Annotated in this window: 10 protein-coding genes; 2 read left to right on the forward strand and 8 right to left on the reverse strand. The window is 55.2% G+C overall.

From position 1 onward, the window contains the following. Positions 1-143: 143 nt before the first annotated feature. The 5 genes from BLV85_RS06085 to BLV85_RS06105 form a co-directional block, all read right to left on the reverse strand. Positions 144-5,528 (reverse strand): NACHT domain-containing protein, encoded by a 5,385-nt coding sequence (locus tag BLV85_RS06085; RefSeq protein ID WP_090413306.1) that lies wholly within the window; start codon positions 5,526-5,528, stop codon positions 144-146. 178 nt (positions 5,529-5,706) lie between these two features. After that, positions 5,707-6,546, reverse strand: a complete 840-nt coding sequence (locus BLV85_RS06090; protein ID WP_090413308.1) for a hypothetical protein — start codon at positions 6,544-6,546, stop codon at positions 5,707-5,709. Positions 6,547-6,639: 93 nt separating this feature from the next. Beyond that, complete coding sequence (locus BLV85_RS06095; protein WP_218132783.1) at positions 6,640-7,587, reverse strand: hypothetical protein; 948 nt, start codon at positions 7,585-7,587, stop codon at positions 6,640-6,642. 98 nt (positions 7,588-7,685) lie between these two features. Then, positions 7,686-8,123 carry a hypothetical protein gene (locus tag BLV85_RS06100; RefSeq protein WP_090413310.1) on the reverse strand — a complete coding sequence of 146 codons (438 nt, stop codon included), beginning with the start codon at positions 8,121-8,123 and terminating at the stop codon, positions 7,686-7,688. 99 nt (positions 8,124-8,222) lie between these two features. Beyond that, positions 8,223-8,657: a hypothetical protein gene (locus tag BLV85_RS06105; RefSeq protein WP_090413312.1), complete on the reverse strand. Its 435-nt coding sequence runs from the start codon at positions 8,655-8,657 to the stop codon at positions 8,223-8,225. A 173-nt stretch (positions 8,658-8,830) separates the two neighbouring features. Between BLV85_RS06105 and BLV85_RS06110 the strand changes: the two genes are divergently transcribed. Then, positions 8,831-9,184, forward strand: a complete 354-nt coding sequence (locus BLV85_RS06110; protein WP_342707053.1) for a phage integrase N-terminal SAM-like domain-containing protein — start codon at positions 8,831-8,833, stop codon at positions 9,182-9,184. 334 nt (positions 9,185-9,518) lie between these two features. On the opposite strand, the gene BLV85_RS06115 is transcribed toward BLV85_RS06110, so the two are convergent. Together BLV85_RS06115 and BLV85_RS06120 are read right to left on the reverse strand one after the other, a co-directional pair. Next, the gene (locus BLV85_RS06115; protein ID WP_090413316.1) at positions 9,519-10,226 is read right to left on the reverse strand and encodes a M48 family metallopeptidase; all 708 of its coding nucleotides are present in this window, start codon (positions 10,224-10,226) and stop codon (positions 9,519-9,521) included. After that, positions 10,223-13,498, reverse strand: coding sequence for a type I restriction endonuclease subunit R (locus BLV85_RS06120; RefSeq protein WP_090413318.1), 3,276 nt, complete (start codon positions 13,496-13,498; stop codon positions 10,223-10,225). The genes BLV85_RS06115 and BLV85_RS06120 overlap by 4 nt, the downstream gene beginning before the upstream one ends. Between BLV85_RS06120 and BLV85_RS15140 the strand changes: the two genes are divergently transcribed. Then, positions 13,485-13,748, forward strand: coding sequence for a hypothetical protein (locus BLV85_RS15140; RefSeq protein ID WP_176973952.1), 264 nt, complete (start codon positions 13,485-13,487; stop codon positions 13,746-13,748). The genes BLV85_RS06120 and BLV85_RS15140 overlap by 14 nt on opposite strands. Here the strand turns inward: BLV85_RS15140 and BLV85_RS06130 are convergent. Continuing rightward, positions 13,728-14,999, reverse strand: coding sequence for an AAA family ATPase (locus tag BLV85_RS06130; protein WP_090413327.1), 1,272 nt, complete (start codon positions 14,997-14,999; stop codon positions 13,728-13,730). The genes BLV85_RS15140 and BLV85_RS06130 overlap by 21 nt on opposite strands. Between the last annotated feature and the right edge of the window lie 30 nt (positions 15,000-15,029).

The raw sequence follows: 15,029 nt of genomic DNA on the forward strand, positions 1-15,029 counted from the left end.
CGTCAGTGGGAATAAAGGGCGGGCCATGCAATTTTTGCTTGTTCAATCAAAAAAATGGCAAATTATCCGATATATTTCAAGCTTTGGGTACTAGTATAGAATCAAGGTAGCCGCATACGCACTAATGGCACGAGCTTCTATGGTTAGGAGGGCAAACGAACTTCGCGAAATGCCTCACCAAGCTGAAGCGCCGCACTTCGCCTGTCGCCCATGTCGACCAGCATGTCGAGGATCCGCAGGAAATTCTGAGCTATAGCCAGCGTCATTGGTGCGTCACGATGTGCAAAGTGCTGAACCAGTTCTGCGATTCGCGCCGGAATGAACGTTCCATGCCAACCCTTTAGGTTGTCGGGTCCGTCGCCGATAATTGCGAGCACTTGGTCCGCGAAGGCTTCGGCCGAATAGTTGGCCCTAGCTCGCTCACAGAGCGTCAAGAACGGGTCCATCACGGAAGCAGCCCACCCGCCGGCACGAATGAAACGATCAATCAGTGGCAGGATGCGGCTGATTTCGGACCAGTCACCATTCACGTAGCGAGCGGCCAAGTCCGCGCGTTCAACCGAAACAAACATTAAGGTACGAACAAGCTGGGGCTGATCGAAGCCTGAGAATTCTCCGCTCCGGTAGGCTTCGCGCTTGAAGGCAGAGTCCTGGAGAAGTCGCCCAAGACAGAGGTCAAGCGTGGCGACTGCGTCGGCTGGAACGACCGGCGCATCGTACACGTAAGCGCAGACGTGGGTGCTCGCGAATGGAGACAGGAGAGCCCAGCAATTTTCGCCCTCGAGCCCCAAAATCGGGTCAAGGAAGCGGGCCTGAAAGTCGGCAAGCGGGAGAAGACCGGCCACGTGGCCCAGCCGCGATCCGAGCGCATGCGTCCACTCAAAGATTTGGGTCGCCGACCGATCACGGCGCCTGGGCTTCACCCACGGTGGCGCATTCTTCTGGTTGGTCCAGTCGAGAACACCCGCGAGGAAGTCGAGAAGTGCGCTCTTTGCGCTGCTGTTCAGAACCTCATCGAACGGGATGCGCTGGAGGATTTCTGCGGCCTGCTTTGAGTGCCAGAAGACATCCGGTTCACCCCACACCTCAGCCGCGTCGGTCGCATCATCCGCGTCGTAATCTTCATAGCTTTGATGCCCACGCCGGCCCTTCCCGGGTTCGACCTTCACCCAGGCTGGAGGCGGTAACGGAAGGGAGGCCCATCCGCTTCCGTTCTTATAGAACGCAAGCGCCGCGTCGACCGCCGCTTGCGCTTCACTTGAGGAGTGGAGAGCTTCTCCGTGTTGACGGGCTTGATCGCGAGGCCGCGGCGGGACGTGGCAGAGGGAAAACGCCAAGATCAGCGCAGCCCAAGTTAGCTTCGGGTCCTTTGGCCAAAGCTTGCAGGCTTCTTCGAGCGCGGCCAACGAAACGACTTCAAGTGGGTGTGCAATCAGTCCGAGGAGGTCGCGAGCCGCACTTTGGGCCGCTGTACCTTCGCGGAGATCCGCTGCGAGACCTCGCGCCACGTAGATCGCCTGGTGCCACGGGATGACTGAACCGGGCGACCACATCAGGTCGGGCTTTTCTGGCAGACGGATCGCGCGCCTTAGGACGTCACGAGCCCACTCAAGGTCTTCTTGAGTGCGCCCGTCTCGAAAGTTGAGCGCGATGGCAGCGGTAGCGGCGACCGCGCCGCGACGCATACCCAAAAGCTCTTCTTCGTTCTCCTCGTTCGAGTGCTCGAACAAGTCGCTGGCGTCCGCTTCCCTGGCCAATGCGATGGCACCCTCGACCGTGTAGGTGTCGCTTAGTGTTTTCTCTTCGAAGGACTTGGACGCCCACGTCCAAAGGCCCGTTTGCTTAAGCCGCTTAGAAGCCTCCTCTGCCCTAGCGACATTTTCAGGCTTGGCGGCAGAAGGGCTCACATGGACAATCGCAATCTGGTCTGAATCCTCTTTGGTGCGGTAGGCCTGATAGTTTTGCGGGTCCGCCAGCTCGGCATATTCGAGGGCCTGAGCTGTGAGGTGCTCCCGTTCCCTCGGATTGTTTCGGTGCTCTTCGTACTGATAGGGCAGATCGTTCTTGAAGTTAAGGATCGCTTGCCTGGCTCGGTCGCGGATCGGCCCCGTCGCAAAGACGAACCTTGGCACCATGCAACTAAGCTGTGTCTTGCGTACCGGCCGGGCATTTGCTGCTTGGATCGCCTCAATGTGAGGCCTGTCGGTGCGAGACGTAAAACCGATTAGGCTAGCAGTCGGAGAGAGGTCTTGCGCCCATCGGTTATGGTCTGCCGCCAACAGGCGCTGTGAGGTGACGAGCGGCAACGTTGCTTCGGACACCGTCTCGGTGTGGAGCGCGAGCATCGACGCGATACCCAGGATGGCGATGCACTCGTTCCCCTCCACGATTTGCTGGATCAGCTCGTCAACGGGCCGGCTGCGCGCAAGCTCGGCGAAGCACCACTCCTCGAGCGCCATAAACCCGCAGCCGATGGCTTGGGGCGCCCACGTCGACCGAAACCAAAGATACTCCTGGTCGGTGCCCCAGAACCTTTGGGTGCCCCAGGGAAATGTCAGTTCGAGCGGTATAGGGGTGCCCCCACGGTCGTGTGAGTGACGATGCAGCTGTCGCCACGCGGTCATCGCGTGATTACAGAGCTTGCGACAGAGCCTCAGTGCCTCGTCGGGCGATGATTGGAAAAGCGAGTGAAAGGGCTCTCGAAGCGGCGAAGGAGGCCAGAAGCTTCGGTGGTCGTCGTGGATCGAAAGCCTTTCCCAGTCGTGGTAGCTGAAATCGCCGACGGTTCGCAGATAAAACCCACCCGAGAGCGCCATTTTTTCTTGACGCGAGCGCTCGGTTTCCGGCTTCGCCAGGACTACCTTGCGCCACTCAGCTGTGTCATGAAGTTCCTGCTTTTCGCGGGCGACTTGCTCGTCTGGAAGCTCCTTTCGCAGGAACGCTAGTGAAAGCCCAACCACCGACTGGGGAAGCGATTGGGCGAGGATGCGTGAGTAGGCGATGATGTCATGAAATGCATCGTCTCGGATGCGCTCTGAGTTGGAGACCCGCTGCAAATAGTCGGCCGCAAAGGTCGGCTCGGCTCTCGACGATCTTAAGAGGATCTGGCCCAGGGATTTTCGTAAAGCGTCCAAGCCGGGCACCTTCTCCCAGTACGCAGAGTTCTCGTCGGGCCCATTGGCGGTACTAATCGCGTCGATGGCGGCGAGCCAAGAAGCGCATTGTTGTAGAAGATCGCGAGAAGTCGGGTTGCGAAGGTCGGCTAAGGCGTTCTGCCAGACCTCGAAGATAGCGACGATCTCCGGATAGAGCCTCTGCGGAATGTCTGAAATGCGCCGGAGGATAAAGGCGATGAGGCGACGCCACGCGGCAAAGTCGGAAGGCCAACCGAGAAGATCAGCGAACCGTTGGCGTTGCTCCTGTGGGAGGTCACCAGCTAGGATGTTCGCATTCGGGGAGGTCTTCTCCGCCTGAAACCAGACGAGCGCCTTTCTGAACAGGCGGAAGTCGTCGGCAAAAACGGCCGTCGCGAATTGGCCCTCATCAACTTCGAACCTAGAAGTTCCGAGAGGACCGACCAACCACGCTCGAAGCCATTGAGCTCTAAGTTCCGAACCTTCGGTTTGGGCGAGGTACGCCGTCCAGTCTTCTCCCCGCGCGTACTCCCATTGGGAAACGAGTTCGACGACGCGTGCGACCGCGGGTGGCTCGCCGCAGACCTTAATCTCTTCCATCCATCGGGCCCGGCGTTCCGCCAGGACATGGAAGAAGGCCCATTCAAAGAAGATATCGTGAGCGAAGCGGACGGAGATCCCTTCGCGAGCATTTTGGAGTATGCCGTCCGATCTTAGATCATCGATGTGTGCGACCGAGGTGAGCTGGCTAAGGCCAATCGGCTGGCTAAGCTGGCGGGCGCGAACATGAGCCAAGTCGAGCAGCGCGCGTTGGCGTCCAATCGCGCTTTGGCCGGATTCGTTGTAGCCGCCCCGTCGCCACCAATTCTCGATCAGATCGAGTTCAGATTGAGGGGCGAATGTCGGGGCGCTGGGATCGGCCACGTGACTCTGGTTCAGCACCTTCGCAAAAAAGGGTCGTCGGACAATTTCTTTCGCCTGGGGTGATCCAAACAGAAGCGGCCTCAGGTGTGGCTTGGCTTTTGCGAGTGTCTCAGCCTCTTGGTCGCTCAGCTGACCAACTTCAAGAGTTTCGACCTTAAGGACATCAAGGAAGTGGCCTAACCAATTGCGAAGCACTTCAATCCCAGTGTCGCGAAGAGAGACAACGAGGTGCCAATTATCGAGTAACGGCGACCCCATGATGGTACGGATCACGTCGAGGATGATGGGCTGGCGCTCCCTCTCAATGCGATCGATTGCATCGATGAACAAAATGGGAGTGCCAGCCGCCCCGATCTCCACGAGAAGTTGCTCCAAGGGAGCACCAGAGAGCCCCTGCGAGGTCGCGTAGCTGATCCAGCTGGTGCCTTCGAGCTGTTCGGCCTTGAGGAAGAGGACCGGCCCGCACTCTAGCGCGCGTTGTACCGCTCGCCTCACTAAGACTGATTTCCCACTTCCTGGCAGGCCGCGGACCTGGACGACACGGGCCGTGGTGAGCTTGGCGTCTACGTTCTCAAGGAGCAGGGCGCGGTCGAGCTTCGTTCCGCCGACGTCGTCCGGAATGAGGTTCGCGTAGCTCTTTGCGAGCTCCGTTAACTTGTCAAGGTCGAGGCGTAAGGAAGGCGCGCCTCGAAGGCGTGCGACAGGGGAGATCAATTGCACAAGCCGCGCGCGATCAAATTGGCCTGATTTCCCTGCTGATGCGCGGGCTAACTGAACGAGCTTTGACCAGACGAGGGGAGCCTTAGCTGCGTCATCGGGCGCGAGACAATCTCGAATACGATTAATGGCATCAGGCGGATCAGTGGCCCCTTCTCGAAGGAAATCGAATTGGATCATAACGAAGTGCGCAAGGAACCGATGCACTTCTTCACCCGTGCAAGGTGCCCGCTTTGTCTCTTCCAGCAGAGCAACGACGTCGTTCTTGACAGCTTTGATGTCTTCGCTGGCGCTACCGCCCTGTGCAAAACGAGCGTCGAAATGGTCAGCTGTCAGACTTTCACGGGCCCAATCGCAAAGGGTCCTAAGCGCTCGTTCTTTGGCAGGGGTGACCGTGCCAACTGCTGCCCCGTAGCGGTCCGCGTTGATGCGGAAATCAGGCTTCTTGAGGGTGGCCCAACTGTCGCGGATAATGTCGCGAAAGTCGGTGTTCGTTTTCGCGTCGCTGATAGTGAGCGAACGCTTCACCTGGAGGCTAAGGCGAGCGGGGTTCTTTGCGGCTTCCTCAAAGTCGACGATTACATCATCGAGCGGTTCGCCGAAGTCGCGCTGCTGAACCGATACGCGAACAACGGTTCGATCATCGATGCCGGGTGCATATGCCTCGTCTAGCAACGCAGTGAGATAGAACGCAACCGCGTCCCCCTCAAAGGTGAAGCCCTCGCCGCCGGCGAGTTCAGGTGAGTGCGGCATCGCTAGCCTGTAAAGTTCGTGGATTAGTCATAAGTCGAGGAGCCGATTTGGCGACTGTAGGTACTAGCTGCGCGGCATGGTCATGTCTATGTTTCATTTGCCTGCCCAACGTAAAAGTGAGGGGCGCCGCGCTTTTGCGGCGTCCCTCTCGACTGCCGGGTTGGGCGACAAGCGATCATTACTGTTGCCACTCAAGAGAACTCTCCTGCTTCAGATAATGGGCGCCAACGAATCGCTTGAGATATGGCCTGGCTCTGACGTTATTCATAAGTCGCCAGAACCATTGGCGCGTAACGTCCCCTTGTATATCAGCGGGGTACTCGTAGCTGTAGGCTGGAGAGTTTTCCAGACCTGCTCTGTATGAATGAGCAAAGGTAGGCATCAGATACGCTTGCAACCCCCAGCGCACATTGTTCAGAAGCTCTGATAGCCATGTGCTGTAGTACACGAAATAGTTTTCAGCCAAATGCTCTCTGAAGTCGTCTAGTGCAAGGGGTATTTGTTCCTCTGGAACAGAGTACCCATGATTGCTCAGAATTTTGGCAACGTCTCTGGATACCCCAGTCAAACGAGAAAGATTGTGTTTGGAGTGATTGCCGATGATATTCAAAAACTCCAGTCTGGACACATCAATTGTTGCGTTGATATCGAGGGCCGGCAGCCAGATGGTTATGGTATTTTTATAACTGAGCCAATTTTCTAGCGCTTCGATTGAGTTCCTTAGGTCGGTAACACTTCCGTTAACGTCAAATGACTTCGTAGTGCATGCTTCTTTAAGAACCGTCAAACAAGAACCAGTTACACCAGTTAGCTGCTTGCTCCCATTTTCTTTGACGAAATCGAGCAGGCGAATTAAGAATAGATCACGATGGACACTGGTTTGAAAGATGACCTCTGCTTCACCGGGGTATGCGGAAACATCGCGAAGCGTAAGCAGTGCATGGTTTGCAATATTGCCCACTGCTTCAAGGCATATGCATAGCCCAATGGCCTCTCGTTCCGCCGCGCTGTAGGTCATGTTATTGCCCAACGTTTGGGTTAACCGGCGCCGCCACTGGGCTTAACCGGCTTTGCCGCCGCTGAGCTTACCGGCGTCCGGTTGAACCCCTGGTTAGGCAATTATCTTTGGGACACTGTGCATAGAAAGTGCATTCGTGCCTATACTGGCACTATCAACTCGAACGACCAATGACCTTAGCTGTTCTATGAGAGAATCGACGGGTTCGCGCCACGACTGCCTGATCAGTTCCACGATTTCCGCCTGCCCTGGGACAAATTGCAGAACGGCACTTGGAGACATATTAAAGAAAGCGCCCATCAGTCCAACCGCAATTTTGAAATCTTCAATAACGGGAAACTTGCTTCCCAAGGTGACAATAGTCTTCACACCAGTATCTGTTCTGTAATTTTCAATGGTGGTTCTGTCCAGACCTGTTCTTACTCCTATGCCAAATGAGCAGAAACTTGATTTTTTGTTCCAGAAACTCTCGCGGTAGAGTTTGACGGCATTGTTACCTTCCACTTCACCAAGTATGGCCGTGTCAAGCATCTCCTGGGAGGAACGCCTTATCAGGATACAAAGATCGACGTATTTGATGTCTTCCCATACATTGCTGATTGTTTTCTCGGTGTACCCAAAGATACCAGCATTGGTGTTCTGCAAGAAAGAGTGACCACTGTACGAGTCAATACCACATACGAAGACCCCATACGACTGCATTTGAGCACGAAGGTCAACGTTGTAATTGTCCGAAATGCTGTCAAGTAAGGAGATTATTGTGTTCTGCCCTTCGTGACTCATTAAATAATGACAAAGGAAATACTGCAGCCCCCAATTATGAATACTACTTGTTACTCGAGAGAAGAAACCATGATCCGAGGCTGACATCAAATTAGAAAGGGTTTTGGGCTCAGGACTAGGAACAGACCTGGTGAAGGAGAACTGAAGCTGTTTGTGTTCCCAGAGGGTTTCCAAAATCGCACAAAAGTGCATTGCCCAATATGATTTGGGATTGCCTATAACGTTGGGCTGGATTAACCTGACTATCTGATTGGTCATGTCGTTCAGTGCTTTTAGAGCCTAACGTCTAAGCTAAGCGGCGCGGCGTTAGCCGCGTCCGGTGGAGGCCGAAGGCCGGAACGAACTTGAGCGCCTTGTTATGTGTTTTCAAAGCCAACCCCCACTACGCCACCTGTCTCTTCCTCCGAAAACACACGTGTTTTCCAGGATTCTCCAGGAAACTCCATTTGTAGCTTTAAGAGCCAAGACATCGCCATAAGCTCGGCCAGGTGATGATCGTGCCTCCGATTTGTGGAATCGCGGACGGAAAACAAGTACGGCACTTCACGCCACCTAAAGGAGTTGACAATTCCTGCACTCTCCCTTGAGCCCTGACTTTCCTCCAATTGCGACCGCTGCTCCGGCAGCAGGGGACCAAGAACGACTTGGCCATTTACAACTTCAAACTCAGGGAAAAATACGGACCATGCGAGGATTGCTTGTTTTGGGTCGGCGAATGAGTGAATGAAATCTCCGACCTCCCAGCCTTCCTCGCCACCAAACAGATCTCGGATTTGGCTCAAATGGTCAGTCATTGGGGAACACATAACGCCAAAAATAAGGGGCGGCGTAGCCGTCCTGCTTAATTTTCTTGTTAAATTTATTCTTACAGAGGGTCCAAAACATGAATGACATTATTTCTCACCCAGTGTTCCTGTATTTTGCTGGAAATGTTCAAGGCATAATGCTGACCGTTCTTCTTGTTTATTTAAATTACCCGAAACGGTGATGGTAGTTAGCGCGGTAATTGCCGATACTACCAACGCAACTACTGCTGGCTTAATTAGCCAGTTTTTAATTGATTGTTGTTTTAGATATTCTTCATGGGTATTCAACCAGCCAATGCCTTTGTCGTTTATTGCAGCACATGATACACCGCTATGTTTTGCGTATTCAATACAACCTACGTGATGCAGGTGCTTTAACATGTTTTCGATTTCACCCTCACTGGCTCCTTTGATTCTATCCTTAATAGAGTCAACCGTTAGGCGAGCCCCTGGAGATGGGTCGTGATCGAATAAATCAAGTAACTCAGACAATATCTTTGGCTTTAGATTGGTTGATTTCATGGCAACATTATCTTTTCAATTTAACTACAATTATACGTCCGAAATGACGCAATACATTACGTCAAAAATGAAATCTATTACGGCAATACTCATACTAACTCCTTAAATTTTATGGAAACAGGCCGATTTAGGTTTCATTGTAACAATCTATGTTATATCCACGAATGAATATTATGAACAAACCCCGGCTTTTGGATCAGGTGCGAGATAAGCTTAGACTAAAACATTACAGTTATCGTACCGAGCAATCCTATATTGCGTGGATAAAGCGCTTTATTTACTTTCACGAGAAGCGACATCCGAACACGATGGAAGAAAGGGAGATTGAATCTTTTCTCACTCATCTCGCCGTGAAACGTAATGTGGTCGCGTCTACACAGAATCAGGCTTTGTGTGCACTGCTGTTTTTATACAAGGAGGTACTCGGGTGCGAATTGGCATGGCTGGACTCAATGCAGCGCGCCAAACGTCCAGCACGATTGCCGGTGGTGCTCACAGTTCAAGAAGTACTCAATCTGCTTAAATAAAAGGGTAGAGTAGAGAACAGGCTTGCAGAAATGGGGTCAAGTCTTGTTACAACACATAAGCGGCAACGGCCCGCTTCCCAAACTGTCCCCAGTATCCAGTCCGTTTGCAACCACTCAGGACGGCTGCTTTTCCCGATCATGGCTGAATAGCTGTTCCATGGCCATTGCCCAATATCCTTCACCCCACCCGCCCGCGCAGGATTCAGCACAACATAGCGGGAGAGTTCAAGCAGATAGCTTTCCTTCTCCATCAGAATGGCTTTCTATCGTCCTTGGTAGGCATGTACAACATGATTTAAGACTTGACCCCTATCGTATTGCAACCATGGCTCTTTTAGATATCCAGACTTGCCCCGCGTTTGCGCAACCACTCCTTTCTTTCGCGCCAATCCGGCAGCACCTTGTCCACCTCGTTCCAGAAGGCATCGCTGTGGTTGCGGTGATGGAAGTGGCAGAGCTCGTGGACCACGATGTAATCGATGATGCGCGGCGGGGCCATCATGCACTTCCAGTGAAAATTGAGTACGCCGCGCCTACCGCAACTGGCCCAGCGGTAGCCCATGTCCTTGACCTTGATACCGGCAACGCTCACGCCGACCCTGGGCGCATAGAACGCCACATGCTCGGCAAAACGCTGCTGCCCCTTGTCGGCATAGAACTGCTCAAAGGCCTTGCGGGCCATGTCTGTGCCGCCCTGTTCGATCAGTTCACGGCTGAGGCAGAAGCGGTCGCCTTTTAGCAGCAGTGCCTTGTCCTGCCCATTGACCAGCACCAGTCGATAAGTGCCGCCCAGATACAGAAAGGTTTCGCCGTTGACCCACTCACGCGCCACGGTGGCAGCGTTCAGGTCTTTCCATTCGGCCAGGTTGCGGTAGATCCATATGCGTTTGCTCTCCACTAGCGCATCCACCTGTTCCGGGGTGAAGTCGGCGGGTGGGCGCACCACAATCTTGCCATCGCGTTCGATGACGATGTCGGTGGTGCGGCGCTGGCTACCAGGCAGCAGGTGGTATTCGATGTCGCGTATACGGCGGGCGTTCATGGCTGCTGCTCCCCGACGACTCCTTGCAGCAGGGCATCGTGGCGATTCTTGGCCAGTCGCATGATCTCCACGGCGATGCGTTCACGATGCGTTTTCAGCTCGCCAATGCCGGTCAGCGTCAACGCTGTCTTGATCTCGCTGCGGGTGCGTTTCTGTTTGTCGGCGTTGTGCCAGAAGTCGATGCTGCCGATGCTCCGTTGCAGAATTTCCACAATGGCTTCCATCAATGCACGCATTTTTCCCTGAGCACTGGCGGGCACTTCGCCATCAAAGGCTTCGTTGGCGATATGCTCGTAGAAGGTGGTGGCTTCGCGGCTCATGCCGGCTTTGCCCTGCTGGCGCCCTGCGGCGGCCACCTTGCGCAGCTTTTCCAGTTCCTCGGCCAGTTGCTCCCACTCGTCCTGATAGCGGCCGATCAGCTGTTCCACTTTTTCCGACAGGCTTTTGTAGAAGGCCGGGTCTTCATCATGATGCACGGTGCAGTGCTTGCGAATGGCGTGCTCCATTTCGCTGGCCTTGGCCTCGGCATTATCACCGGCATGCTGGTTGAGCTGCTCGATAAAATCGGCGGAAAGCAGTTCCACCGGCGGCACCTTGGGGTTGATGCCAAGGCTGATCAGATGCTCGTTGATCAGATCACGCACCTTCTGCCCGGCGTCGCCCAGGTTCAGCGTGTCGTCCTTGTAGCGTTCTTTGGCCACGCGCAGGATATAACCGAACCGCTTGGCCGGCACCCGGTAGGGCTGACCGGCGGCATGGGGCAGAATAATATCGAGGCTGGCGAGAAACTTCTTCAGGTACACATCAAAGTCGGCGCGCTGTTTTTCGTCCTTGAGCAGTTTCACCGCCGCATGCACCACGGCGGCTTCGTCTTCCACGCTGGCGAGCCTGCCTTCGACAAAGTCGCGCACGCCGACCACCTTATGTTCGGCGAACAGTTGCAGCAGACGCTGGTAGCGCTCCTGCAACACCGGCACTTCGGAGGTAATGTTTTTCAGGCCGCTGGCCAGTTCCTGCTGTTCGTCGGTGGCGGCGTACAGGGTCAGCGCCTCGGTCAGGCGGTGGGTCAGGCCGACATAGTCCACCACATAGCCGCGCTGCTTACCTTTCTTGACCCGGTTGGTGCGGGCAATGGCCTGCAACAGGGTATGCTCGCGGATTTTCTTGTCCAGATACATCACCTGTTGGATCGGTGCATCGAAGCCGGTGAGCAGCATATCGCACACCACCAGAAAGGCGATGGCGCTGTACGGTTGGTCCGGATCGTCAAAAGCAAAGGGTTTGCAGAAATTCTCCACTGCATTCCAGGCGCGCGCCTGTTTGCGTCCCTCGGTGATATAAGCGGCTTCGTTGGTGCCGTCGCCGGAGATCACCACCGCCGCTTTCAGCATGTCTATCTGGCGGATTTTTTCGGCATCCGGCGCGGGTGCGGCGCGCAATGCGGCAGCGGTGTCGGCCAGTGCCTGATGAATCGCCTTCTGGTAGCGCACCGCTGCCAACTTGGAATGGCACACCACCTGGGCCTTGAAACCATTGGGGAAGATATGCGCCAGATAGTGGGCCACCAGATCTTTGGCGATCGCTTCAATGCGTTGCTCGGCTTCCAGAATATCGCCGGTGGCACCGTATTTTTTCTTGATCGCCAGCAGCTCCTCCTCGCTGCGGTCCTTGAACAGATTTTCGAACTTGGTCTCGAAGGCATGCTTCTCGTTCAGCGCTGCGTCCGAAGTGCGGCCCTCGTAAAGAATCTGCAAGGTGGTGCCGTCTGCCACTGCGTCCATCAGCTTGTACTGGTCAATGTACTCGCCAAAGCGTTTGACGGTGCGCTTTTCACCATGGCGTTCAGTAATCAGTGGCGTGCCGGTAAAAGCGATGCGCGCGGCATTGGGAAAGGCTTCAAAAATGTTTTCGCCCAGCTCCGAGCTCTGGGTGCGGTGGGCCTCGTCGATCATCAGCACAATGCGATCCGAAGCATTGACCACACCAAAAGTCTTCTTGCCCGGAATCGCCAGATAGGTGCCCAGCGCCTCGAACACCGACGGCGGCAGGCTCTGGTCGGCAATCTGGAACTTGTGCGCCATCACCATATTGATATCGGACTGATCGGTGGCCAGATCGCGGCGCAGTGCCGCGCGGCTGTCAATCACATTCACCCGACCGCCGATCAGAGCAGCGGTTTCAGCCAGTTGCTGTTCCAGATCGGTGCGGTCGTTGATCAGCACCAGCTTGTAGTCGTGCAAATCCCTTGATGCGCGCAGCATGCGCGCCACAAACACCATGGTCAAGCTCTTGCCCGAGCCCTGGGTATGCCACACCACGCCGCTTTTTTCCTCGGCGGTTCTGCCCTCGCGCAAACGCTGGAGAATCTTGCCGGCGGCACGGAACTGCTGGTAGCGGCACACCACCTTGATGCGTGGCCCGCCATCGGTGTCCATGAACACCGAGCAGGTGCGCAGCATCAGCAGCAGGTTGGCCTTGTTGAGCATGCCATGGATGAGGCGCTGCTGGGCATTCATGCCCTCGGCCACTCTGTCGGCTTCTGGCCATTGCGTTTTCCAGGGGTAGAAGTGTTCCTCGCCAGAGGTAAGGGTGCCGTAGTCGGCTTCCACACCGCTGGAACGGATCAGCAGCAGGTTGCTGTGGAACAGCCGTGGCTCGCCTTCCTTCAGCCCCTGGCGGGCGGTGTCCTCGCGCCGGTTCATGTAGCGCTGCAACTGGGCAAAGGCCTCGGCCATCGGGTTGGCGCAAGTCGGCCCGCCCTTTTTGCACTCCACCACCGCCAGCGGTATGCCGTTCACGAACAGCACAATGTCGAGAATGATGAATTGCCGGACAGCGCCGGGAGTATCGATGCGGAACTGGTTGATGGCAAGAAAGTGGTTGTTTTCCGGCGTGTCGAAGTCGATCAGCCGTACCACCGGGTCCTGCTCGCCGGTTTCTTCATTCACATCCACCTGCGCCTTGAACAGCAGCTTCTGCACCGCCTCGTTGGCTTCCAGCAGCGTGCGGTTGGGCTGGCGCAGCAGTTGCTCCTGCAAATCCTGCAATTGCTTGGCTGTCAGCCAGGTGCCGCCGTTCTTGCCAGAATCGGCACTGGGGTTCAGTGCGGCAACAGCGCGGTTGAAAACCTCCGGCAGCAGCCACTGGCGGAAACTAACGCGCTGGCTTTTGGCCGGATCGGAGGGAATCTCCTGCCCCTGGTCGATAATCTCCCAGCCCAGTGCTTTGAGTTGCTGCAGGAAGGGTTGTTCGACTTCGGTGTATTCAGACAAAAGCAGCCTCGCCAGTTTCGTGGGTTTTGTTGTGATCGGTATTGTTCTGATTCATCATGGCGATTTTATCGACTGCAAAAAATTCACCAGCTCATGGATGCGCGTGCTCGGGTTGCCGGTCCCGCTGGCCTGCGCCTCGCGTAGCGATATGGATCACGCCTTGCCGCACGCCGCCGTAACCCATTCGCGCTTTTTGCCTTGCGTTTGTGAAACAGGTTATCCGTACCCATCAGCCAATCTGCTTGAGTGACCGAATAAACGGCAAGGCGCCATAGCGACCCGAAAGATAGGCCGCTTCCAGATTTTCACGCCCCTTGCGCGGGCTGAAATCCGTTAACGGATACAGCACCGTGGCCTGAGACTTGTCCTTTTCACAAAACCAGATCTGATCACGCCGGAAAACCGCCTGGTTCAGGATCGATGTTTCATGTGTGGTAAAGACGAGCTGAGCATTGTTGGGATTGATTTCCGGGTTATGAAACAACTGCACCAAAAACTCCACCAGGCGCGGATGTAGATTATCGTGCAGTTCGTCGATAAACAACACATAGCCGTTAGCCAATGAATCAATCCACGGGCCAGCGAAGGCAAACAGCTTTTGAGTGCCGTCGGATTCGTCGCCAAAATCAAAAGTAACAGGGCTGCCCTCATCATCTTTATGAACGGTTTTAATGTCGAGAATCTTTTTGTCTCTCATACCGCCAGTAATGGCCTCTCGCATCGGCTCCGGCATATCGGCCGGCAACGCAGCGGGATCAAACGGCCTGGTTTCGACCAAAATATCGTCGATATGCAAATCAGCGGCGCGCAGAAAATCCATAATCTTCGCCTTGTCACTGCTTTCACACAATGATGCGCTAAACTCAGGCCCCCACCCCCCCACATTGGCCAGTCGCAGCGTATTTTTGAACCAGTCAAACACTGGTTGTAACTGCTCGCTGTTGAGCTGTACTGCTGTCGATAAAAACAGCGCATTATCGCGAGTGGATTTTTGCCAGAGTTGTTTCTCACCCGTCAGATTATTGCCCAGCTCCCAGTCGTAGCGCTGATCATCCGGATTCCAGGCGCGACCGAGCCAGCGTTGTGGTCGACCCTTGGGGTATGCCAGCAGCCACTCCTCATGGATGCGCTCGGCCGTGGCCGCAAAGCCATACTGATAGCGCACCCCATCCACCAGAAAGGTGACTTCAAATTCGCTGGGTTGCTGGCGCGTCTCCGGGTTCAGCCGAAACGGGGTCACGGGCAGCTTATCGCCCCGCTGCAGGTTGATGGCCGATTCCAGCACCACTCGCCTCATGGTTTGCAGTGCCAGCAACAGATTGGACTTGCCGCTGGCATTGGGGCCATAAATGGCTGCCGAACGCAGCAGCGCGATGTTGCTGGCCGCAGTGGCAATAAAGGTGTTGCTGGCCGCCCTCTCGTCACCCTTACCTTTCGCCAGGGTAAAGGTTTGCATCTCACGGAAGGACCGGAAATTGGCCACACTCAGCTCAATGAGCATAAAAACCTCTCGCGGCAAAAATGGCAATAA

Origin of the sequence: Nitrosomonas halophila, assembly GCF_900107165.1 — a bacterium.
GTDB lineage: Bacteria > Pseudomonadota > Gammaproteobacteria > Burkholderiales > Nitrosomonadaceae > Nitrosomonas > Nitrosomonas halophila.

What these genes read in the sequence shown, in the direction of transcription:
- BLV85_RS06085 (WP_090413306.1), bottom strand. Translation starts at nt 5,528, where the DNA reads ATGCCGCACTCACCTGAACTCGCCGGCGGCGAGGGCTTCACCTTTGAG.
- BLV85_RS06090 (WP_090413308.1), bottom strand. Translation starts at nt 6,546, where the DNA reads ATGACCTACAGCGCGGCGGAACGAGAGGCCATTGGGCTATGCATATGC.
- BLV85_RS06095 (WP_218132783.1), bottom strand. Translation starts at nt 7,587, where the DNA reads ATGACCAATCAGATAGTCAGGTTAATCCAGCCCAACGTTATAGGCAAT.
- BLV85_RS06100 (WP_090413310.1), bottom strand. Translation starts at nt 8,123, where the DNA reads ATGACTGACCATTTGAGCCAAATCCGAGATCTGTTTGGTGGCGAGGAA.
- BLV85_RS06105 (WP_090413312.1), bottom strand. Translation starts at nt 8,657, where the DNA reads ATGAAATCAACCAATCTAAAGCCAAAGATATTGTCTGAGTTACTTGAT.
- BLV85_RS06110 (WP_342707053.1), top strand. Translation starts at nt 8,831, where the DNA reads ATGAACAAACCCCGGCTTTTGGATCAGGTGCGAGATAAGCTTAGACTA.
- BLV85_RS06115 (WP_090413316.1), bottom strand. Translation starts at nt 10,226, where the DNA reads ATGAACGCCCGCCGTATACGCGACATCGAATACCACCTGCTGCCTGGT.
- BLV85_RS06130 (WP_090413327.1), bottom strand. Translation starts at nt 14,999, where the DNA reads ATGCTCATTGAGCTGAGTGTGGCCAATTTCCGGTCCTTCCGTGAGATG.